The 21,710-nt window shown below is 69.3% G+C and carries 14 protein-coding genes; 6 read left to right on the top strand and 8 right to left on the bottom strand.

Features of this window, described 5'->3' with window-relative positions:
• Position 1: 1 nt before the first annotated feature.
• Complete coding sequence (locus V5F75_RS17675; RefSeq protein ID WP_509212104.1) at positions 2-1,225, bottom strand: hypothetical protein; 1,224 nt, start codon at positions 1,223-1,225, stop codon at positions 2-4.
• A gap of 235 nt (positions 1,226-1,460) precedes the next feature.
• Between V5F75_RS17675 and V5F75_RS17670 the strand changes: the two genes are divergently transcribed.
• The 4 genes from V5F75_RS17670 (at position 1,461) to dxs (ending at position 7,252) form a co-directional block, all read left to right on the top strand.
• Positions 1,461-2,348, top strand: a complete 888-nt coding sequence (locus V5F75_RS17670; RefSeq protein ID WP_394036622.1) for a glycosyltransferase family 2 protein — start codon at positions 1,461-1,463, stop codon at positions 2,346-2,348.
• Positions 2,345-3,355, top strand: coding sequence for a hypothetical protein (locus V5F75_RS17665; protein WP_394036620.1), 1,011 nt, complete (start codon positions 2,345-2,347; stop codon positions 3,353-3,355). The genes V5F75_RS17670 and V5F75_RS17665 overlap by 4 nt, the downstream gene beginning before the upstream one ends.
• 282 nt (positions 3,356-3,637) lie before the next feature.
• Entirely contained in the window at positions 3,638-5,152 is a 1,515-nt protein-coding gene (locus tag V5F75_RS17660; protein WP_394036618.1) for a hypothetical protein, read from the top strand.
• A gap of 168 nt (positions 5,153-5,320) precedes the next feature.
• A complete protein-coding gene (dxs, locus tag V5F75_RS17655; RefSeq protein ID WP_394036616.1) occupies positions 5,321-7,252 on the top strand; it encodes a 1-deoxy-D-xylulose-5-phosphate synthase in 1,932 nt (643 codons plus the stop codon).
• A gap of 165 nt (positions 7,253-7,417) precedes the next feature.
• On the opposite strand, the gene V5F75_RS17650 is transcribed toward dxs, so the two are convergent.
• The 7 genes from V5F75_RS17650 to V5F75_RS17620 all read right to left on the bottom strand — a co-directional run bounded on the left by V5F75_RS17650 (position 7,418) and on the right by V5F75_RS17620 (position 18,186).
• Complete coding sequence (locus V5F75_RS17650) at positions 7,418-8,365, bottom strand: MBL fold metallo-hydrolase (protein WP_394036614.1); 948 nt, start codon at positions 8,363-8,365, stop codon at positions 7,418-7,420.
• A complete protein-coding gene (scpA, locus tag V5F75_RS17645; protein ID WP_394036612.1) occupies positions 8,362-10,518 on the bottom strand; it encodes a methylmalonyl-CoA mutase in 2,157 nt (718 codons plus the stop codon). The genes V5F75_RS17650 and scpA overlap by 4 nt, the downstream gene beginning before the upstream one ends.
• A gap of 137 nt (positions 10,519-10,655) precedes the next feature.
• A complete protein-coding gene (locus V5F75_RS17640) occupies positions 10,656-11,030 on the bottom strand; it encodes a hypothetical protein (RefSeq protein ID WP_394036610.1) in 375 nt (124 codons plus the stop codon).
• Positions 11,030-12,862 carry a methylmalonyl-CoA mutase subunit beta gene (locus V5F75_RS17635; protein ID WP_394036608.1) on the bottom strand — a complete coding sequence of 611 codons (1,833 nt, stop codon included), beginning with the start codon at positions 12,860-12,862 and terminating at the stop codon, positions 11,030-11,032. Before V5F75_RS17635 ends, V5F75_RS17640 begins: the two co-directional genes overlap by 1 nt.
• A gap of 160 nt (positions 12,863-13,022) precedes the next feature.
• The gene (locus V5F75_RS17630; RefSeq protein WP_394036606.1) at positions 13,023-14,255 is read right to left on the bottom strand and encodes a class I SAM-dependent methyltransferase; all 1,233 of its coding nucleotides are present in this window, start codon (positions 14,253-14,255) and stop codon (positions 13,023-13,025) included.
• Positions 14,256-14,442: 187 nt separating this feature from the next.
• Positions 14,443-16,470, bottom strand: a complete 2,028-nt coding sequence (locus V5F75_RS17625) for an acetyl-CoA carboxylase biotin carboxylase subunit (protein WP_394036604.1) — start codon at positions 16,468-16,470, stop codon at positions 14,443-14,445.
• 183 nt (positions 16,471-16,653) lie between these two features.
• Complete coding sequence (locus V5F75_RS17620) at positions 16,654-18,186, bottom strand: acyl-CoA carboxylase subunit beta (protein WP_394036602.1); 1,533 nt, start codon at positions 18,184-18,186, stop codon at positions 16,654-16,656.
• Between the two features lie 223 nt (positions 18,187-18,409).
• Between V5F75_RS17620 and V5F75_RS17615 the strand changes: the two genes are divergently transcribed.
• Positions 18,410-19,834 (top strand): short-chain fatty acyl-CoA regulator family protein, encoded by a 1,425-nt coding sequence (locus V5F75_RS17615; protein WP_394036600.1) that lies wholly within the window; start codon positions 18,410-18,412, stop codon positions 19,832-19,834.
• 112 nt (positions 19,835-19,946) lie between these two features.
• On the top strand, positions 19,947-21,524 hold the full coding sequence (locus tag V5F75_RS17610) for an SH3 domain-containing protein (protein WP_394036598.1): 1,578 nt from the start codon (positions 19,947-19,949) through the stop codon (positions 21,522-21,524).
• Positions 21,525-21,710 lie beyond the last annotated feature (186 nt).

The raw sequence follows: 21,710 nt of genomic DNA, 5'->3' as shown, positions 1-21,710 counted from the left end.
CTCAGTCGTTGGAGGGGGCCTGCGCGTCCGCGCCGGATGCGGGCGGGGCAAGCCGCCCGGCTTCGTCGAGGAACGGCAGGAGGCCGCCGGGGGTCGCCGCCAGCGCATCGAACGGCACCGGGCCGCACACATAGGCGTGGAAGTCGTGCTGCGCCCGCTTGTCGCCCGCCAGGAAGCACTGGCAGTGCAGGCGCATCATGTCGAAGCGGAAACGATTGTAGGTCGCCGGGGTGATCATGTCGCGGATGGCGACGTGGCGTACCAGCGGGCGCAGGGCATAATCGCCGCGCTTCAGCTTTCCGTCCACGATTTCCGCCGGGCCGAGGGTGACGGGGTTCACCTTGTAGAAGCTCACGATATCGTCGCGGGACTGGATCTCCAGCCAGCCGATGGCGGGCGTCGCCGCCACGCGCGCAGCCGCCACGCGCAGCCGCTCACCCGCCGGATGCAGCGCGAACTTCGCCGTGGTGCTGCCGAGCGTGAGCAGGCGCACCGGCACCGCCTGGCCGAAGGCGGGGTCGGCTTCGGCCGCCCCCGCCAGCGCGCAGATGGCGTGCATGGCGCCGAGGCTGTGGCCGGCCACCACCACTTCGTCCAGTTCTTCCGCTGCCGCCGGCCCCGCCACCTCGGCGATGCGCCGGGCGAAGGCGCCCACCCTGGCGTCCACCTCCGGGTGCCGGCCACGGGCGAAATCCACTGAAAATTCCGAGAGGTCGAGGGATTGCCTGAGGTGCAGGGGCTCCCCCGGCCAGCGCATCAGGACGAGGCCGCAGGCCAGGGCGAGCGCCACCCCCGCGATCCCGCCACCGAGCGCGCCGATGACGGGCACGAGCGCGAGTCCGGCCGCCGCGCCGGCGAGCCCCGCCGCGCTCCACAGCACCGTCAGCGCCAGATAGGAGAGGATGAAGAATATGCCGTAGCGCCGGCTGGCCTTGAAATAGCGTGCCAGCGTGCCGCTCGCCACCATGTCGGCGACCGCCCTGAGCTGCCCTTTGATGTGGGACCAGCCCGAGCGCGCCATGTCGGCGCGGGCGAGGTCGTCCCAGGCGAGCACCTCGAAGGTGGTGTGCGTTTTCCAGCCGGGGCCTTCGGCTTCGATGCGCCAGAGCGCGCCTGTGGGGGTGGGGCGGGGCGACGCGTCGAGGAGGCGGGTCTCGACCGACCACACCTCTCCGAAGCGTTCAAGCTCGCGCTTGAACACCCGGAAATGGTCCTCGACGGTCATGGGGTGATACCCCGCCGAGAAGAAGACATGGCGACGCATCACGCGTCCGCTGGAGCCGTCCCGCATGGGCGCGCCTTCTAGAGGATTTTCAGCTTTTGTTAAGCTGCAAACGCGCCGTGCCCACCGGCCTCCGGCGGGCACGAGGGCTTGTCTTCGCCGCCGGGGAAGGGCAGGAAGGGCGTGGCCGGCGCGTTCCGCGGTGGGGCGACGGCGCCGGCGGGAGCCGAGCCGTTCTGTGTCCGCCACATCCGCCCTCGCCGCGCCGCGGCTCACCGTGGTGTTCGTGACCTACAACAGCGGCGCCGTGATCGCCCGCGCGGTGGGGAGCGTGCCCGACGACTGCGACGTCGTGATCGTGGACAACGCCAGCCCCGAGGGCACGCCCTGGCGCGAGAGCCTGCCGCGGCCTGTGGATTTCCTTCCCATGGGGCGCAATGCCGGCTTCGGCACCGCCTGCAACGCGGGTGCCCGGCGCGCGGCGACGCCCTATGTGATGTTCCTCAACCCCGATGCAGTGCTCGCGCCCGGCGCGGTGGACACGCTGCTCGCCGCCGCTCGCGCCTATGGGAACCACTCCATCCTCATGCCCGCTATCGTCGGTGACGAAGGAAAGCTGATGCGCAAGGAGGGCACGATCTTCGAGAAGGTGCCGCGCGGGGCCCGCCTGAAGGCGGCGGAGATCGCCGGGGACTATTGCACGCGCTTCATCCACGGCGCGGCCTTCATGGTGTCGCGGCCGGCCTTCCTCGATCTCGGCGGCTTCGACGAGGGGATCTTCCTGTACCATGAGGATGACGACCTTTCCCTGCGCGCGCTGGCACGCGGCATGCCCATCGTGGTGGTGACGGGGGCGAAGGCCGTGCACGCCGGGGGGCGTTCTTCCACACCCAGCTTCGCGCAGACCTTCGCCATCAATCGCGCCAAGCAGCAGTCGGAACGCTACGTGCGGGCGAAATATGCCCGCGGGCGTCCGCTCTCCCTCACGGCTCTGAAGCTCGCGGGCGGTTGCCTTCTGGCGGGGCTGCTGTTCGATTTCCACCGGGTGGCGGTGCGGGCCGGCAAGCTGCGCGGCCTGTTCGATCCGTTGTCCGCTCCGACGCGGCGGCAAGGTGGGAAACCATGATGCAGGAAAAGGCCGCCGGGCAGCCGCCCGCGCACACGGCGATCGACCGGCCGCGGGTGGCGCGCCACCTGGTGACCGCCGCGGGGAAGCTGCTGCTGGGGCGCGATCCGGCGCACAATCTGCGAAAAGCCCTCTCGCTGCTTCACGCCGGCTCTGAAACGGCCGTGGCGGGGCCGGGCGAGGACACGCCGGTGGAGGCCCAGCGCCTCGCGGTGGTGCGCCCCCTGCCGGCGGGTGAGGGGCCGGTGTGCCTGCTGGTGAGCTACACGGCGGACGGGCGCTTCTGGCCCCATGTGCTTTCCTACGCGCGCAGCCTGCGTGCGGCCGGTTGCCGGGTGGTGCTGATCGCCACCACCGACCGGGCCGATCTGCGCTGCCTCGATCCGGGGCCCGAGACCGCCGACGCGCTGGTGGTGCGGGAGAACCACGGCTACGACTTCGCGGCCTGGGCAAGCGTGCTGCGCCTGTGGCCGCGGCTGTGGGACTGCGAGGCCCTGTGGTTCGCCAACGACAGTGTCTACCACACGCCCGCGCGCTTCCCTGCCTTCGCAGCGCGCATCGCCGCCGTGCGCGCGCCGGTGGTGGCGGCCACGGCCTCCGATCTCTTCGCCCCCCATTTTCAGAGCTATTTCTTCGTGCTCAAGCGCGAGGCGCTGGGGCTGGCAGGCACGCGCGCCTTCTTCTCCGGCGTGCGGGCGCTCGCGGACAAGAATGCCGTGATCCGCGCCTATGAGGTGCCGCTGGAGGAGGCGCTCAAGGCAGCTGGGGCGGAAGTCGAGGTGCTTTCGGGTGCTGCCGCTGCCGGCAATGCCACGCTCACCGGCTGGCATGCGCTGGTGGAGGCGGGGCTTCCTTTCCTTAAGGTCCAGCTTCTGCGGGAAAATCCCTACAAAGTGGATCTCTCCGGGTGGCGCCGCGTCACCGCGGCCCTGGGCTTCGATGTCGCGGAAATGGAACTGCACCTGGGGGCATACACCCTTCCTGCCGCAGCGTTACTGGTCGATTAAGGATCCCTATTTACATTTTGACACACCAGATTTGTTCATAAGAATGGTGGCTGGCTGCCGGGCGCGTTGGCATTTGATCTTCCATCGGCTATTTTGCCGGAGTACGACGGTAGGGTCCCGGTGCCGTCGAAGGTGGGCGGCGTCGCTCGGGATTCGTGGTGGTTCGGCGTGTGTCGCCGGCGGTAGGGGCTGGATGTTCGATCTCCCCGTCGCCGATGCGCGTGTGTCCGGTCCGCATGCCTGGTGCGCACGCAGCGCCGGGTAGCTCGCAGGGATCAAGTTGTGCAGAACTTCTTCCAGTGGTTCGAGCGTTTCGACGAGCGTGCAGCCAAGCCGTGGCTCATCGTCGGCAAAGGCCGGACCTACGACTGCATCGAGGCCTATGGCCCGGACAATTATCATCTTTTCACCCTGAACCATGTGGTGCGCGACCGCCCGGTGACGCTGACCCACGCGGTGGACATCGACGTCGTCGTCTCATGTGCGGAGGTGATCGACGCCAACGCGCGCTTTCTGGTGATGCCCTGGGTGCCGCACACCGACTTTCGCCCGCGCGAGAAGACGCTCGCCGATTACGTCAAGGAAGTTCCGGTTCTGTCCAAGCTGGACAAGGAGGGCCGCCTTCTCACCTATGACGCCGAAACCGCGCCGGCCGCGCAGCGCCGTGGCGACGGGCATGTGGTTCCGCTGTCCTATTTCAGCGCCGAGGCCGCTCTCGGCCTGCTCGCTCTTTCGGGCGTGAAGGACATCTACACCATAGGTGTCGATGGCGGTACGGCGTATTCAAGCAATTTCAAGGACCTGGAAGAGAGCACCAAGCTCACCAACGCGCAGCAGAGCTTCGACATCCAGTTCGAGAAGTTCGCGCAGATCCTCTACCGCACCAAGGCGCGCCTGCATCCTCTCGGCATCCAGTCCCCGGTGAAGGTGTTCGTGGGCGCGGAGCCGGAACAGGAGCTTGCCGTCGCGGTGCTGGCTGATTCCATCCAGCGTCATGCCTCCATGGCGGTGGACGTGGTGTCGCTGGCGGATGCCGATATCCCGATCCCGCAGGCGCGGGACCCGAAGAACCGGGGCAAGACGCCCTTCTCCTTCCAGCGCTTCCTCATCCCCCAGCTCTGCGGCTACGAGGGGCTGGGGGTCTATGTCGATTCCGACATGCAGGTGTTCAAGGACATCCGCAGCTTCTGGACGACGGACGACGACGATTTCGACCTGCGCACCGTGAAGCTGCGCCCGGGTTCCAGCCGCCTGCAGCAGAATTCCGTGCTTCTGCTCAACTGCGGCCGGCTGAAGTGGGAGATCGGCGACATCGTCGACCGGCTCGACCGCGAGGAGATGACCTATAAGGCGCTGATGGAGCAGATGGTGGTGAGCAACCGCCCGCCCGAGCGCGTCATTCCCCATGTCTGGAACGACCTCGAATATTACGAGCCCGGCGTCACCAGCCTCATCCACTACACCGACATGACCCACCAGCCATGGGTGTCGCACCAGAACCCGCTCGGCTACCTCTGGTTCGAGGCGCTGTTCCGGGCGGTGGACGACGGCGCCATTTCGCCGGAGCTGGTGGAGCGTTCGGTGCGGCTCGGCCACGTGCGGCCCACGGTCGCCATCCAGCTCGAGCGCCGCATCGCGGACGGTCGCCGCCTCAAGGCGTCGGATCTTGCCGCCGACTCGGACTTCGTTGCCCCCTGGCAGCATCTCACCGGCTACATGAAGCCGGGAGCGCATCTGCCCACCGGCATCCTCTGGCGGCTCCAGCGTCGCTTCGCGAAGCTCATGCCGGGCGCCTGAGCGCGGCGGCTGGCGCGGGGCGGAGTTTCCCGCGCCTTGAAGCCGCCCCAACGGGGCGCGAGAAGATGCGCACGTCACAGGTCTAATGGTTAAAGCGGTGCGTTGCGCCGTATCATTTCCCTGTGTAAGCCTCGCTTGTCGCCGGCAGGTCCGGCGCGGAGTGGTTCCGTGACGCCTTTGAAGACCCCGCTGCTCGATACCATCAAGGATGCCGCCGACGTGCGGCGCCTGCCCCAGGAAAAGCTGGCCCAGCTCGCCGCCGAACTGCGCGCGGAAACCATCGATGCGGTATCCGTCACCGGCGGGCACCTGGGCGCGGGCCTCGGCGTGGTCGAGTTGACCGTGGCGCTGCACCACGTTTTCAACACCCCCCACGATCGGCTCATCTGGGACGTGGGGCACCAGTGTTATCCCCACAAGATCCTTACCGGACGGCGCGACCGCATCCGCACCCTGCGCCAGGGCGGCGGCCTCTCGGGCTTCACCAAGCGCTCGGAGAGCGTCTACGATCCGTTCGGCGCGGCGCATTCCTCCACCTCCATCTCCGCCGGGCTCGGCATGGCGGTGGCACGGGATCTCTCGGGCGTGGACCGCAACGTGGTCTGCGTCATCGGCGACGGCGCCATGTCCGCCGGCATGGCCTATGAGGCCATGAACAACGCTGGCGCCATGGATTCGCGCCTCATCGTCATCCTCAACGACAACGACATGTCCATCGCCCCGCCCACGGGCGCCATGTCGGCCTATCTGGCGCGGCTCATCTCGGGGCAGACCTACCTGTCGCTGCGCGAGATCGGCAAGCAGCTCGCCGGCCGGCTCCCGAAGTTCGTGGAGCGCGGCGCGCAGCGGGCGGAGGAGTTCGCCCGCGGCTTCTGGACCGGGGGCACGCTGTTCGAGGAGCTGGGCTTCTATTATGTGGGGCCCATCGATGGGCACAATCTCGACCATTTGCTCCCGGTGCTGAAGAACGTCCGCGACGCCAAGAGCGGGCCGATCCTGGTGCATGTGGTGACCCAGAAGGGTAAGGGCTACGCCCCCGCCGAGGCGAGCGCCGACAAGTACCACGGCGTGGTCAAGTTCGACGTGCTCACCGGCACCCAGCAGAAGGCGAAGTCCAACGCCCCCTCCTATACCCGCGTGTTCGCCGAGAGCCTGATCGCCGAGGCGGGGCGGGACGAGAAGGTGGTGGCCGTCACCGCCGCCATGCCGTCGGGCACCGGGCTCGACCTGTTCGGGCAGGTCCACCCCGCGCGCACCTTCGATGTGGGCATCGCCGAACAGCATGCGGTGACGTTCGCCGCCGGGCTCGCGGCGGAGGGCTTCAAGCCCTTCTGCGCCATCTATTCCACCTTCCTCCAGCGCGGCTACGATCAGGTGGTGCACGATGTGGCCCTGCAGGGGCTGCCGGTGCGCTTCATCCTCGATCGCGCCGGCCTCGTGGGGGCGGACGGCGCCACCCATGCCGGCGCGTTCGACATCGCCTTCCTCGCCTGCCTGCCCGGCATGGTGCTGATGGCGCCTGCCGACGAGGCTGAGCTGACCCACATGATGGCCACCGCCGTGGCCTACGGCGAGGGGCCGCTCGCCATCCGCTTCCCGCGCGGCGAAGGCGTGGGCGTGGAGCGGCCGGACCGTGGGCAGGTGCTGCCCATCGGCAAGGGGCGGCTGGTTTCGGGCACCGGGGAGGGCGACGTCGCGCTCGTGTCTCTTGGCACCCGCCTCGCCGATTGCCTGAAGGCCGCCGAGCGCCTGGAGGCCAAGGGCTTCAAGGTGAGCGTGGCCGACGCGCGCTTCGCCAAGCCGCTGGATCGTGATCTGCTGCTGAAGCTGGCGGCCGGGCATCGCGCCCTCGTCACGGTGGAGGAGGGCTCCGTGGGTGGCTTCGGCAGCCATGTGCTCCAGCTCCTCACGGATGAAGGGATGCTGGATCGTGGCGGCCTGAAGGTGCGCGCCATGGTGCTGCCGGACCTCTACATCGACCAGGAGACTCAGGCCCACCAGCTCGCCCAGGCCGGGCTCGACGCCGACGCCATCTTCGCCAAGGCCGAAGGGCTGCTCGCCGCCGGACAGGCGGGGCGGGGGCTCTCGAAGGCGGGCTGACGCCGGCATCGGCGCCATGCCCGCCAAACGGTTGTTGTGACACCCCAGTCCGCGCCATGGACTGGAGACCGAGTTCGCTGGATCAGCGCCGCCGCTCCACACCGTGCCGCAGTGGCCGGTTCCTCACGTGGTTGGCCGTGGGCGTGCCGCATGGCTCCCGCGCTATCAGCCCTGCGCCAGAACGGCGGCCACGTTGCGCCGGTGCACCGCCTCGTAGGGCTCGAAATAGGTGATGGCACCGGTGGCGAGGGCATCTGTCGCAAAGGTGCGAAGGTCCTGCCTGGCAAGGTTGGGCTCCGCCTTCAGCCGCAGCAGTTTTTCCACGTAGAGGCGCGTCGCCGCGATCAGCTCCGGCCCGTAGCCGCCGGCGGCGATGACCTCCTCCGTGCCGTGGTTGGGCAGGATGCGGCCGGCGTCGAGAGCCGTGAGATGATCGAGGTTTCGCAGGTGGACGGCGAGCCGGCCGGGCTCGTCCACATAGGTGATGGGGTCTTCCAGCGTGTCGCCCGCGAGCAGGATGCCGCCGGGCAGCAGGGCCACCACCCCGTCGCAACTATGGATGTCCATGTGGTGGAGCTGCACCGCGAGGCGCCCGACCGTCAGGTCGAGCCGCCCGGTGAATATGCGGTTCGGCAGGACGAGGGGCCGGATGGGCGGGTCGCCGCCTTCGAGGCGCGCGCGGTTCCGTTCGAGCAGCGCCGCCGTCTCGGCGCTGGCGATGATCTCGCAATCCGCGAACACTGCATTCCCCGCCACGTGGTCGTCGTGCCAATGGCTCAGCACCAGCCGCATGCGGCGCACGCCGCGCGCCTCCAGCGCCGCGCGGACGAGCCGGGCGTGGGCGAGGGTGATGTGGGGGTCGTAGACCAGCGCGTCCTCGCCGTCGAAGACGGCGTAGGAGGCGATGCCGAGGGCGAAGGCGCCGTCATCCAGCCAGTTCTCCGCGGCGCTATGGAGCCGCGTGCCGGGGATGCGCCCGTCATAGAAGGCGAGCAACCGCCCGTGGGGCGGCTGCTTGGCCGGCTCCAGCACCCGCAGGGTGGAGCCGGGGGGCACGAAAGTCACGCGCCCGGCGGCGGGAGGGACCTGTTCGCCGGGCAACGCGCCTGTCACTCCGCCGCTTCCTGGGTGTGGCCGAGGCGCTGGGAGAGGGTGTGCAGCAGCTCGGCGGCGGCATCGGCGATGACGGTGCCGGGCGGGAAGATGGCCTCGGCACCATCGGCCTTCAGCGCGTCATAGTCCTGCGGGGGGATCACGCCGCCCACCACCACCATGATGTCGCCGCGGCCCTCCGCCTCCAGCGCCTTCTTGAGCGCCGGCACCAGCGTGAGATGGCCGGCGGCGAGGGAGGAGATGCCCACCACGTGCACGTCGTTTTCCACCGCCTGGCGGGCGGCTTCCTCCGGCGTGGCGAACAGGGGGCCGATGTCCACGTCGAAGCCGAGGTCGGCGAAGGCGGAGGCGATCACCTTCTGGCCGCGGTCGTGGCCGTCCTGGCCCACCTTGGCGACGAGGATGCGAGGGCGGCGGCCTTCCGCGATCTCGAACGCCTCCACCTGCTTCTGCACCTTGCCGACCTTGTCCGTCATGGCGGAAGCCTCCCGCTTGTAGACGCCGGAAATGGCGCGGATTTCGGCGCGATGGCGGCCGAACACCTTCTCCAGCGCGTCGGAGATCTCGCCCACGGTGGCCTTCACGCGGGCGGCATTGATGGAAAGCTCGAGCAGGTTGCCGTTACCGGCGGCGCCGTTGGTGAGGGCGGTGAGGGCGGCCTCCACATCGGCCGGGTTGCGCTCGGCGCGCAGGCGCTTCAGCTTGTCTATCTGGGCGGCGCGCACGGCGGAATTGTCCACCTTCAGCACGTCGATGATCTTGTCCCGCTCCGGCTTGAACTTATTCACGCCCACCACGGTCTGGGCGCCGCCGTCGATGCGGGCCTGGGTGGTGGCCGCCGCCTCCTCGATGCGCAGCTTGGGGATGCCGGCCTCGATGGCCTTGGCCATGCCGCCCAGCGCCTCCACCTCCTGGATATGGGCCCAGGCCTTGGCCGCGAGGTCGGCCGTGAGCTTCTCCACGTAGAAGGAGCCGCCCCACAGGTCGATCTGCCGGGTGGTGCCGCTCTCCTGCTGGAGCATGATCTGGGTGTTGCGGGCGATGCGGGCGGAGAAATCCGTGGGCAGCGCCAGCGCCTCGTCGAGGGCGTTGGTGTGCAGCGACTGGGTCTGGCCCTGGGTCGCGGCCATGGCCTCGATGGCGGTGCGCATCACGTTGTTGAACACGTCCTGCGCGGTGAGAGACCAGCCGGAGGTCTGCGAATGGGTCCGCAGCGGCAGCGACTTCGGGTTCTTGGCGCCGAGATCGGTCATGAGACGCGTCCACAGGAGGCGGGCGGCGCGCAGCTTGGCCACCTCCATGAAGAAGTTCATGCCGATGGCCCAGAAGAAGGACAGGCGCGGGGCGAACTTGTCGATGCCCAGCCCGGCGGCGACACCGGCGCGGCCGTATTCGACGCCGTCCGCCAGGGTATAAGCCAGCTCCAGGTCCTGGGTCGCGCCGGCCTCCTGCATATGGTAGCCGGAAATGGAGATGGAGTTGAAGCGCGGCATCTCCTTCGAGGTGTAGCCGAAGATGTCGGAGATGATGCGCATGGAAGGTGCGGGCGGATAGATATAGGTGTTCCGCACCATGAATTCTTTGAGAATGTCGTTCTGGATGGTTCCGGAAAGCTGGTCGTGCCGCACGCCCTGTTCTTCCGCCGCCACCACATAGAGCGCGAGAACGGGCAGCACCGCGCCGTTCATGGTCATGGACACGCTCATCTGGTCCAGCGGAATGCCAGAGAACAGGGTGCGCATGTCGTAGATGCTGTCGATGGCGACACCCGCCATGCCCACGTCGCCGGCGACGCGCGGATGGTCGCTGTCATAACCGCGGTGGGTGGCGAGGTCGAAGGCCACCGAAAGGCCCTTCTGGCCGGCGGCGAGGTTGCGCCGATAGAAGGCGTTGGAATCCTCCGCAGTGGAGAAGCCGGCATATTGGCGGATGGTCCACGGCTGGGTGGCGTACATGCCGGCATAGGGCCCGCGCAGGAAGGGGGCGATGCCGGGATAGGTGTCGATATAGCTTAAGGCCGCGATGTCCGCGGGGCCGTAGAGGGGCTTCACGTCGATGCCCTCGGGCGTGGTCCAGCTCGGGGCGGCGCTCGAAGGCTGCGCCACGTCGGGGGCGCGCCAGTCGAGGGCGGCGAAGTTCGGGATCTGGCTCATGGTTCTATCCCCTTGAATGCGTCGGCTTGTCCGTGGCCCGCGGCGGCAGCGCCCGGACCGGCCCTTTGATCTTGCCGGGCGCGCCAGGGCGCGCCGTGTCTCTTCCTGCGCTTACGAGCGGTGCCGCTTTCCGGCGCTCACGCGCGTTTGGCGAACCAGGCGCCGGAGCATTTGGGCTGCGGCGAGGTCCAGTCCCCGGAAGCGGTGTCACCCTCCACCAGCCCCTTCGCGATCACGCGCTGGTGGCCGTGGGCGAGCGTCATGCTGATCACGCCGAGCTTGTTGATGCCGCCGGTGGCCTTCACCGGCCAGAAGCCCGCATAGGTGACCTTGCCACCCTTCACCTTGAGCTTGAAGTCGAAATTGGTGTCGCAGGTTCCGGCTTCGGCGGCGGTGGTGATGCTCCAGGTGCCGTCGTGGCGCGAGCCGGCGGCGGCCGGCGCTGCCGGCAGGGCGCCCGCGGCGAATGCCGCGAGGGCCAGGGCGAGCGGTGCCCGTGAGAGGGGCGCCATCACTTCAGCCCCGCGGCGGCCTGGGCGGCGGCGAGGGTCTCCAGGGCATTGCAGCCGGCGAAGATGAAGCCGGAGACACCCGCCGCCTTCAGCTCCGCCTCGATCGCCGCCGGCTTGCCGGAGAGCCACACGGTGCCGGCGCCTGCCGCCGTCAGCGCCTTGGCGGCGGCTGCCGCGTCGGCGCCATAGACCTCGTCGGAGGACACGAGGCAGGCGAAGGGCGTTCCGGCCGCCTTGAAGGCCGCGACCAAAGCGTCGAGGTCGGCGAAGCCGTCCGGCACGGCGGCGGCGATGCCGCCCGCCTCGAAGAAGTTCTTGGCGAAGGTGGCGCGGGCGGTGAAGGCCGCCACCGGGCCGAGGGTGGCCAGGAACGCCTTGGGCGCCGTGCCGGCCGCATCGGCCTTGTCGCGCAGCGCCTCGAAGGCCTCGGCGATGCGGTGGGGCTGCAGCGCGCCGTCGGCCGCCGGGGCGGGCTCGGCGGCGAGGGGGGCGAGCACCTCGGGCGCCTCCTGCACCAGGATGGGGAATTCCGAGGTGCCGGTGATGGGCGCCTTGCGGGTGGCCACATCCTTGTCGCGCCGGGCCTTCACTTCCGCGATCTCGCCCTGGAGCCAGCGGTCGGAGAGCACGTCGGCGAGGCCGCCGCGGCGCTCGATGGTGCGGAACAGGTCCCAGGCCTTCTCGGCGAGGCCGTCCGTGTGCGCCTCCACCGCGCCGGCGCCGGCGCCGGGATCGGCCACGCGGTGCACGTTGGATTCCTCGATCAGCATCACCTGGGTGTTGCGGGCGAGGCGGCGGGCGAAGGCATCCGGCAGGCCCAGGGCCTGGGTGAAGGGCAGCACGGTGACGCTGTCCGCCCCGCCGACGCCGGCCGCGAAGGCGGCCACGGTGGTGCGCAGCAGGTTCACATAGGGGTCGCGGCGGGTCAGCGAGCGCCAGGCGGTGGTGGCGTGCACCTTCAGCGCCGTGGCGGGCAGGCCGCACTCGCGCAGCACCGCGCCCCAAAGCAGGCGGATGGCGCGGAACTTGGCGATGGTCGCGGTCTGGTTCACGTCCGCCACCAGCGCGGCTTCGATGCGGGTGGCGGCTTCCTCCAGCGGCACGCCGGCCTCGGCATAGGCCTTGAGGTAGGCGACCGCCCCGGCGAGGACGGCGGCCAGCTCCTGCGCGTCCGAGGCGCCGGCGGCGTGGAACACGTTGCCGGTGGCGCGGGCGAACGGTCCCTTGAAACCCTTGGCCGCCAGGATGGACGAGGTCTCCGTGAAACGCTTGGCCAGCAGGCCCCAGGTGATGGGCATGGAGCCTTCGGCCGCGAAATCGCCCAGCGGGTCGAGGCCGAAGGAGACGGAAACGGCCTTGGGATCGTGCCCGCGCTTCTCCACCAGCGCGGCGAAGGCGAGCGCATCCTCGCGGCCCACGAAGCGGCCGCTCTCGATGCGGGTCTCGATGAGGTCCAGCATCACGCCCTTCAGCAGGGCGTCGAGGTCGGCGCCCTCCGGCAGGCCGAAGCCGCGGGCCTCGGGCGAGGACGCGAATACCAGCGCGAGGCCGGAGGCGCCACCGTCGAGGTCCTCCAGCGCCTGGGCATTGGCGGCCGCGGTGTCCGGCTGGTCCACGCGCATGGAGATGGTCCAGGGCGCGGCGGCGGCGCGGCCGGCGAGGAGGGGGGCGGCGGGCTTGCGCTGGGGCAGGGCATCGAGGGCGAGGCCCTCGTAGGTGGCCGTCACCATCCTCTTGTCATAGGGCGCGCCCTTGAGCACGCCGTCCACCAGCTTCAGCCAGTCCTCGCGGGTCACGGTCGGCAGGTCGGTGGCGAAGGGCAGGGTGGTCATGGCTGGGCCTCCGAAGGGAAGGAATGCGGGTTGGCGCGGCGCGCGGCGCGGGCCGCGGCGGCCTCGGGCCGGGCGGCGGGGCACGGTGCGCACCGCGCATGGGGAAAGGGGGGCGGCCGGGTGCGCCGGCGGGCGGGAAGGGCGGCGGCGCGCGGAGCGGTCATGTCCGCCCCTCCTGCGCCGCCAGCGCGCGCTCGGCATCGACCATATAGTCGCGCAGCACCGGCACGTCGTCGCGCTTTTCAGAGAGCAGGAGCTGGAACACCATGTTGGAGCCGTGCAGGAAGCCCAGCTCCACCGCGGCGAGGTAGAATTCCCACATGCGGCCGAAGCGCTCGCCCATCATGGCGTCCACTTCCGCGCGCCGCGCCATGAAGTTCCGGCGCCAGGCGCGGATGGTCCAGTAATAGTGCAGGCGCAGCACCTCGCAGTCATCCACCCACAGGTGCGTGCGCTCGGTGGAGGCGAACACCTCTGAAAGCGCCGGCACGTAGCCGCCGGGGAAGATGTACTTGCGGATGAAGGGCGCCGTGGTGCCGGGCGGAGACATGCGGCCGATGGCGTGCACCAGCGCGAAGCCGCCCTCGGCCAGCAGGTTGCGGATGGTGGTGAAGTATTCGTCGTAATGGGCGACGCCCACATGCTCCATCATGCCGATGGAGACCACGCGGTCGAACTTGCCCTTCAGCTCGCGATAATCCACCTCGCGGAAGTCGATGCTATCCGCCACGCCCGCCACCTCGGCGAGGCGCCGGCTCTCGGCGAGCTGCTCGGGCGAGACGTTGATGGCGGTCACCTTCGCCCCGCATTCCTTCGCCATGTAGATGGCGAGCGCCCCCCAGCCCGAGCCGATCTCGGCCACGCGCATGCCGGGGGTGATCCTGAGCTTCGCGGCGATGTGACGGAACTTGTTGCGCTGGGCCTCCGCGAGCGGCTCCTCCGGCTCGCGGAAGTAGGCGCAGGAATAGGTCATGGTCTCGTCCAGCCACAGCCGGTAGAAGGCGGCCGGGTGGTCGTAGTGGGAGGAGACGTTCTCCTTGGCCTTGCCGATCGGGTTCGCCTGCTGGAAGCGCCGCACGGAGCGCCACGCCTGCCTGAGTGCTTGCTGCACCGGATGGGCGCCGAGGCCCTTGCGGTTGAGGGAGAACAGATACAGCAGCTCGAAGGCGCCGGCCCCGTCCTCGAAGGTGAGGCGGCCGTCCATATAGGCTTCCGCGGCCACCAGCTCCGGATTGAAGAAGAGCTCCTTCTCCAGCTTCCTGTCGTGCATGCGCACGGTGACGGAGGGCCCGCCCTCGCCCGAGCCGAAGACATGGCGCACGCCGTCGGCGGTGAGGACCGTCAGCCGGCCCTTGTCCACGAAGCGCTTCAGCAGATGGGAGAGCAGGCGCATTCAGAGGCTCCGGCAGTCTCCCTCTCCCGAAGGGCGGGAGAGGGACGGGGAGGGGGAGAGACCCCTGAAGAGTTTCACACGCCGGGGCGGATGGCCAGAAGGCCCCCGCCCCGTGCGACGGTCCTGCGGCGGTTCACCTCACCGGCCATCCCACGCGGGGTGGGCCGGCGGTCTCCCACCGCCGGCATCAGGCGAATTCCAGGATCACCGCATCCACGGCGAGGCTGTCGCCGGGCTTGGCGTGGACCGCCTTCACGGTGCCGTCGCGCTCGGCGCGCAGCACGTTCTCCATCTTCATGGCTTCCACGATCGCGAGGATCTCGCCGTTCTTCACCTCCTGGCCGGGGACGACGGCGATGGAGACCACGAGGCCGGGCATGGGGCACAGAAGCTCCTTGCCGCCGCCGGCCGCTTCCTTCTTCGGCATCAGCGCCGCGAGGGCCGCGGAGAACTCGGTGTAGACCCGCGCCTTGGTGGCGACGCCGCGGTGGGCGAGGGCGACGCCGTTGGAGATGGGGCGCACCTGCATGGTGGCCTGGTCGGCGTCGATGGTGCCGGTCCACACCGGGTCGCCGGGCTTCCAATTGGAGCGCAGCACGTGGGCGTGGCCGGGGTTGCCGTCGGCGTCGAAGATCTGGACCTTGTAGCCGCCGTCCACGTCATCCACCTCGCAGGGGGTGGAGGTGACGTGCTCGCCGGTGGTGAGGGTCACGATGCGGTGCTTGGCGAAGCTCACCGGCACGCCGGAGGTCTGGCCCGAGATCTGCCGCTTGCGGGCGTTCTGGATGTGGTCGATCACCGCCGCCACCGCCGTGAGGGTGTGGACGATCTCGCCTTCCGGCACGCGCGGGAAGAAGCCCTCGGGATACTCTTCGGCGATGAAGCCGGTGGAGAGGTGGCCTTCCTGCCAGCGCTTGTGCGCCATCAGGGCCGAGAGGAAGGGGATGTTGTGGCCGATGCCGTCGATGGCGAAGGCATCGAGCGCGTCCGCCTGGGCCTCGATGGCCATGGCGCGGGTGGGCGCGTGGGTCACCAGCTTGGCGATCATCGGATCATAGAACAGCGAGATCTCGCCGCCCTCGTAGACGCCGGTGTCGTTGCGCACGGTGATGGGGCCGGTCTTGCCTTCCTCCGGGGGCCGGTAGCGCACGAGGCGGCCGGTGGAGGGCAGGAAGTTGCGGTAGGGATCTTCCGCATAGATGCGGCTTTCCACCGCCCAGCCGGTGAGCTTCACGTCATCCTGGGTGATGGAGAGGGGCTCGCCGGCGGCGACGCGGATCATCTGCTCCACGAGGTCGATGCCGGTGATGAGCTCGGTGACCGGATGCTCCACCTGCAGGCGGGTGTTCATCTCCAGGAAGTAGAAGCTCTTGTCCTGGCCGGCGACGAACTCGACGGTGCCGGCGCTGTCGTAGCCCACGGCCTTGGCCAGGGCCACGGCCTGCTCGCCCATCTTCCTGCGGGTGGCTTCGTCCAGCAGCGGGGAGGGGGCTTCCTCCACCACCTTCTGATTGCGGCGCTGGATGGAGCACTCGCGCTCGCCCAGGTAGATCACGTTGCCGTGCTTGTCGCCCAGCACCTGGATCTCGATGTGGCGGGGATCGACGATGAACTTCTCCACGAACACGCGGTCGTCGCCGAAGGAGGACTTGGCCTCCGAGCGGGCGCGGTCGAAGCCGTCCTGCACTTCCGAGCGGGAATGGGCGATGCGCATGCCCTTGCCGCCGCCGCCGGCGGAGGCCTTGATCATCACGGGATAGCCGATCTCGTCGGCGATGCGGGCGGCTTCCTCGCCGTTCTCGATCACGCCCAGGTAGCCGGGAACGGTGGAGACCTTGGCCGCCGCCGCCGCCTTCTTGGACTCGATCTTGTCGCCCATGGCGTCGATGGCATGGGGATTGGGGCCGATGAAGACGATGCCGTGCTCGGCCAGCAGCTTCGGGAAGGAGGCGCGCTCGGAGAGGAAGCCGTAGCCGGGATGCACCGCCTCGGCGTGGGTGAGCATGCAGGCTTCCACGATCTTCTCGGCGATGAGGTAGGACTGCGCGGCCGGCGGCGGGCCGATGAAGACGGCCTCGTCGGCCATCTCCACATGGAGCGCGTCCTTGTCCGCCTCGGAATAGACGGCGACAGTCTTGATGCCCATCTTGCGCGCGGTCTTGATGACGCGGCAGGCGATCTCGCCCCGGTTCGCGATCAGGATTTTCGAGAACATAGCGTTCGGTTCCTTGAAGCGCCTGTGGCAACGGCGCTGAAAATCTAGGAGCGGGTTCCCCCTCCCGCCCTTCCCCGGCGGGGGAGGGGGCTTTCGCCGCCGGGCCCCGCTCGGCTTCTCCCCGATCAGGGAAGAGGCGCGCGGACGGCCCGGCGGGAGGGGCCTTCTATCGTTCCCAGCCGCTCAGAGCGGCATGTTGTCGTGCTTGCGCGGGGGCTGCTCCAGCTTCTTGGTGCGCAGCATGGCGAGCGCGCGAGCAAGGCGGCGGCGGGTCGAGCGGGGCGTGATGACCTCGTCGATGAAGCCGCGCTCGGCCGCCACGAAGGGCGAGAGGAACCGCTGCTCGTAGTTCTTGGTCTGGGCGGCGATCTTCTCCGGGTCGTCCATGTCCTGGCGGAAGATGATCTCCACCGCGCCCTTGGCGCCCATCACCGCGATCTGCGCGGTGGGCCAGGCATAGTTGACGTCGGCGCCCACATGCTTGGAGGCCATCACGTCATAGGCGCCGCCGAAGGCCTTGCGGGTGATGACGGTGACCAGCGGCACGGTGGCCTGCGAATAGGCGAACAGCAGCTTGGCGCCGTGCTTGATGAGGCCGCCGTATTCCTGCGCGGTGCCGGGCAGGAAGCCGGGCACGTCCACGAAGGTCACGATCGGGATCTCGAACGCGTCGCAGAAGCGCACGAAGCGGGCCGCCTTGCGGGAGGCGTCGGAATCGAGCACGCCCGCCAGCACCATGGGCTGGTTGGCCACGAAGCCCACCGTGCGCCCCTCGATCCGGCCGAAGCCGGTGACCATGTTGCGGGCGTAGGCGGCCTGGATCTCGAAGAAGTCGCCCTCGTCCACGACCTTCAGGATCAGCTCCTTGATGTCGTAGGGCTTGTTCGGATTGTCCGGCACCAGGGTGTCGAGGCTGTCGTCATAGCGGCCGGGATCGTCGAACGACGGCCAGGCGGGCACGCCTTCCTGGTTGTTGGAGGGCAGGAAGTCGATCAGCCGGCGGCATTCCAGCAGCATTTCGACATCGTTCTCGAACGAGCCGTCGGCGACCGAGGACTTGGTGGTGTGCACCTTGGCACCGCCCAGCTCCTCGGAGGTGACGGTCTCGTTGGTGACGGTCTTCACCACGTCCGGGCCGGTTACGAACATGTAGCTCGTGTCGCGCACCATGAAGATGAAGTCGGTCATGGCCGGCGAGTAGACGTCGCCGCCCGCGCACGGGCCCATGATGAGCGAGATCTGAGGAATCACGCCCGAGGCGAGCACGTTGCGCTTGAACACCTCGCCGTAGCCGCCCAGAGCCGCCACGCCTTCCTGGATGCGGGCGCCGCCGGCATCGAACAGGCCGATGATGGGCGCGCGGGTCTTCAGCGCCATGTCCTGGATCTTGGTGATCTTACGGGCATGCTCCTCGGAGAGGGAGCCGCCGAACACCGTGAAGTCCTTGGCGAACACGAACACCTTGCGGCCGTTCACCGTGCCCCAGCCCGTCACCACGCCGTCGCCGGGAACCTTCTGGTCCTCCATGCCGAAATCGACGCAGCGGTGCTGCACGAAGGTGTCGTATTCCTCGAACGTCCCACGGTCGAGGAGCAGCTCGATGCGCTCGCGGGCGGTGAGCTTGCCGCGGGCGTGCTGGGCCTTGATGCGGCGTTCGCCGCCGCCCAGGCGCGCGATTTCGCGCCGGCTCTCCAGCTCTTCGAGGATTTCCTTCATGCGACGCCCCCCAGTTGTGGGTTGTTTGGAGACGGAGTGTGGCTGCCGCAGGAACGAGGGAAGGCAGGCTCGCGCGCACCTTCCCTCGAACCCCTGACCGGCATGTTGCCGGCTCGGTGGCTAACAGCACTCCCAGGGGATTTGAATGTGTAAAAGTTTTGTGTTGTAATTTGTGAAACCTTCACAAATCGGATGTGTCGAAGGTCCGGCCGGGGAGGGCGGGTTGCGTCAGAAGGTCTATGCAGGCCATGCGGTGCGGCGCCTGCGCGAGAAGCTCGGCCTCAAGCAAGGCGAGCTCGCGCAGCGGCTCGGCGTCTCGCCTTCTTATGTGAACCAGATCGAGAGCAACCAGCGGCCGCTCACCGCCTCCGTGCTCATCGCGATTTCCCGCACCTTCGCCGTGGATATCACCAGCTTCGGCGCGGAGGATCTCGATCGCCTGGTGGCGGACCTCCGGGAGGTGACGGCGGACCCCCTGTTCTCCGATCTCGGCCTGGGCCTGCAGGATATGAAGGCGGTGGCCAATCTCTCCCCCGCCTTCGCCCACGCCTTCCTGCGCATGCATGTGGCCCTGCGGCGCACGGCGGAATGGCGTGCTTCCCTCGATGATATGCTGACCGCCGGCGTGCCGCCCCGCGCCGACGAGGCCAAGCTGATCCCCTACGAGGAAGTGCGCGACTTCTTCCATTATATCGACAATTACGTGGACAGCCTGGACCGGGCCGCCGAGACCACGGCTCTCGCGCTCGGCATCCTCGACCGGGCCGACCCGGCGAGCGCGTTCGCGGGGCACCTCGCCCACCGCCACGGCGTGACAGTGGAGGTCGGGCATGCCGATCCGGCCGCGCCGCTCTCCCAGTTCGACCCGCGCCTGCGCCGGCTCACCCTTTCGGGCGTGCTCTCGGCGCCGACGCGCGCGTTCCGCATGGCCGCCACCATCGCCCAGCTCGAGCATGCCGATCTGGTGGCCGAGACAGTGGCCTCCGCCCGCTTCCGTAGCCAGACGGCGGCGGAAATCTGCCGGCTCGCGCTGTTCAACTATTTCGCCGGCGCGGTGATGCTGCCCTACCGCCGCTTCCTCGATCTGGCCCGCACGCTCCGGCACGATCTCGACCGGATGGTGCTGGAGACGGGGGCGAGCCTGGAACAGGTGTGCCACCGCCTCTCCACCCTGCAGCGGCCGGGTGCGAAGGGCGTGCCTTTCTATTTCTCCAAGGTGGACCGGGCCGGCAACATCACCAAGCGCCATTCCGCCACGCGCTTTCAGTTCGCTCGCCACGGCGGGGCCTGCGCGGCCTGGAACGTTCACGAGGCGTTCGAGCTGCCGGGGCGCACCCTCGTGCAATTGGGCGAGATGCCGGACGGGGTGCGCTACATCTGCCTCGCCCGCGCGGTGACGGCGCCGCCGCTGCGCCACGGCGGCCCGGTGCGGGCGTTCGCGCTCGGCCTTGGCTGCGAGGTCTCCTTTGCCCACGACATGGTCTATGCCGACGGGTTGGACCTGAAGGCCGCGCCCGTGGCGCAGCTCGGCGTCTCCTGCCGCATCTGCCCGCGGCCGGCCTGCGAGCTGCGCGCCTTCCCTCCGCTCGACCGCGACATCCGCATCGACGAGAATGTGCGCGACATCATTCCCTTCACCATATCGTGACGCATTTCGGCCGTGCTCTCGCTCGTGAATGGCCTTGCCTTCGCACATGAAACGCCATGGCGGGCCGTTTAGATTGGCCGCTCGACTCGCCCGAGTCGAAAGGGAGTTGTCCATGAAGATGCTGAGACTGGCCGGCCTTGCAGCCGGCCTGGCGGTGGCGGGCATCGGCGGGGCGGCGCACGCACAGGCGCCGGGTTTTTCGACCGCGAACGTGAACATCCGCACCGGGCCCGATACGCAGTTTCCCTCGCTGGGCGTCATCCCCGAGGGTTCGCCGCTCGACATCGAGGGCTGCCTGCAGGACGAGTCCTGGTGCGACGTCACCTGGGACGGCTACCGCGGCTGGGTCTACAGCGAATATCTCGGATATGAGACGCCCCAGCGCCGGGTCGAGGTGGTGCCCGACCTGGGGCTCGCCGCCATCGGCATCCCGGTGGTCGCCTTCGCGGCGTCCGATTACTGGAACCGCTACTACGTCAATCGCCCGTGGTACGTGAACCAGCCGTGGTACGCCGACCGCGGCCGCTGGATCGGCTATGCGCCGCCGCCCCGCCCGGGCTGGCGCCCGCCGCCGCCCGGGCCGCGCGTGCCCGGCTGGTGGCGCAGCGATTATGCGCCGCCGCCGAACATGCCCCCGCCGCCTCCGCCCGGCGGCTGGCATCGCCCGCCCCCTCCGCTCCAGCCGGCGCCCGGACCGGGCTTCGTCGGCCCCGGTGGACCGGGTGGTCCCGGCTGGCAGGGTGGTGCCGGTGGCCCTGGCGGTCCCGGCCATGTGATGCCGCCCGGCGGCCCGGTGGGTCCCGGTGCACCCGGAGGCCCTGGTGGACCGGTGGGTCCTGGCGGTCCTGGTGGACCGGTGGGTCCTGGCGGCCCTGGTGGTCCGGGAGTTCCCGGCGGGCCCGCTCGCCCGCTGCCTCCCGGTCCCGCAGGCAATGTGGTGGTTCCCGGTGCGCCTGCGCGGCCAGCGCCGCTCGGGCCGCCGGTCATCCCGCCCGGCATGCCCGGCGGCACCGCGCCGGTGACTCGACCGGTGCCGCCTCCCGGTGCGCCCGTGATGGCGCCGGGCGTGCCCGCCGGCGCCCCTCTGCGCTCCGTGACACCCGCGGCTCCGGCCGCGCCGCCCGCTGGCGCGCCGCTGCGGGCCGTGAGCCCGGCCGCGCCCGTGGCGCCGCCTCCCGGTGCTCCCAACCGGGCGGCACCGCCTCAGGGTGCACCCAACCGGGCCGTGCCGCCCGGTGGGCCGGGGGCGCCCGGAGCTCCGCCGCGTCCCGCCGCGCCCGCCGGTATCTCCCCGCAGCAGCAGATGCAGATGCAACAGCAGCAGCGCCAGCAGGATCTTCAGCGGGTGCAGCAGCAGAGGCAGCAGCAGCTCCAGCAACGCCAGATGCAGGATCAGCAGCGTCTCCAGCAGATGCAGCAGCAGAGGCAGCAGGATCAGCAGCGTATCCAGCAGCGCCAGCAGGAATTGCAGCAGGGCCAGCAGCAGCGGCAGCAGCAGCTCCAGCAACGTCAGATGCAGGACCAGCAACGCCTTCAGCAGATGCAGCAGAACCGCCAGCAGGAGATGATGCGGATGCAGCAGCAGCGCCAGCCGCCGCAGCAGGGCCAGCCTCAGGGGCAGCCCCAGGGCCGGAAGCCGCCGCAGCAGTGCAACGGCCCCAACTGCCCGCCGCCGCAGCAGCCACGCTGATCCCCGAAAAGAGCCGGGCGGATGGGTTCCGCCCGGCTCTTTTCTTTCCAAGCCTTTCGGCCGTGCCGCTCGCCCGTTGAAATCGCGAGAGGGCCATCGACGCGCCGCGCGCATCGGTCTAGAGCGTGTCCCTGTTTCACGGAATCGGGGAAACGCTCTAGATTCTTGAGTTGACGCGTTTCCCTT

Origin of the sequence: Xanthobacter albus (genome assembly GCF_043194895.2) — a bacterium.
Classification (GTDB): domain Bacteria; phylum Pseudomonadota; class Alphaproteobacteria; order Rhizobiales; family Xanthobacteraceae; genus Xanthobacter.
The sequence above is the reverse complement of the archived record's forward strand: the minus strand, read 5'-3'. Positions and strand labels throughout refer to the sequence as shown.

Coding starts and splice junctions, on each gene's coding strand:
- V5F75_RS17675 (WP_509212104.1), bottom strand. CDS start 1,225: ATGACCGTCGAGGACCATTTCCGGGTGTTCAAGCGCGAGCTTGAACGC.
- V5F75_RS17665 (WP_394036620.1), top strand. CDS start 2,345: ATGATGCAGGAAAAGGCCGCCGGGCAGCCGCCCGCGCACACGGCGATC.
- scpA (WP_394036612.1), bottom strand. CDS start 10,518: ATGAGCCAGATCCCGAACTTCGCCGCCCTCGACTGGCGCGCCCCCGAC.
- V5F75_RS17640 (WP_394036610.1), bottom strand. CDS start 11,030: ATGGCGCCCCTCTCACGGGCACCGCTCGCCCTGGCCCTCGCGGCATTC.
- V5F75_RS17635 (WP_394036608.1), bottom strand. CDS start 12,862: ATGACCACCCTGCCCTTCGCCACCGACCTGCCGACCGTGACCCGCGAG.
- V5F75_RS17630 (WP_394036606.1), bottom strand. CDS start 14,255: ATGCGCCTGCTCTCCCATCTGCTGAAGCGCTTCGTGGACAAGGGCCGG.
- V5F75_RS17625 (WP_394036604.1), bottom strand. CDS start 16,470: ATGTTCTCGAAAATCCTGATCGCGAACCGGGGCGAGATCGCCTGCCGC.
- V5F75_RS17620 (WP_394036602.1), bottom strand. CDS start 18,186: ATGAAGGAAATCCTCGAAGAGCTGGAGAGCCGGCGCGAAATCGCGCGC.
- V5F75_RS17610 (WP_394036598.1), top strand. CDS start 19,947: ATGAAGATGCTGAGACTGGCCGGCCTTGCAGCCGGCCTGGCGGTGGCG.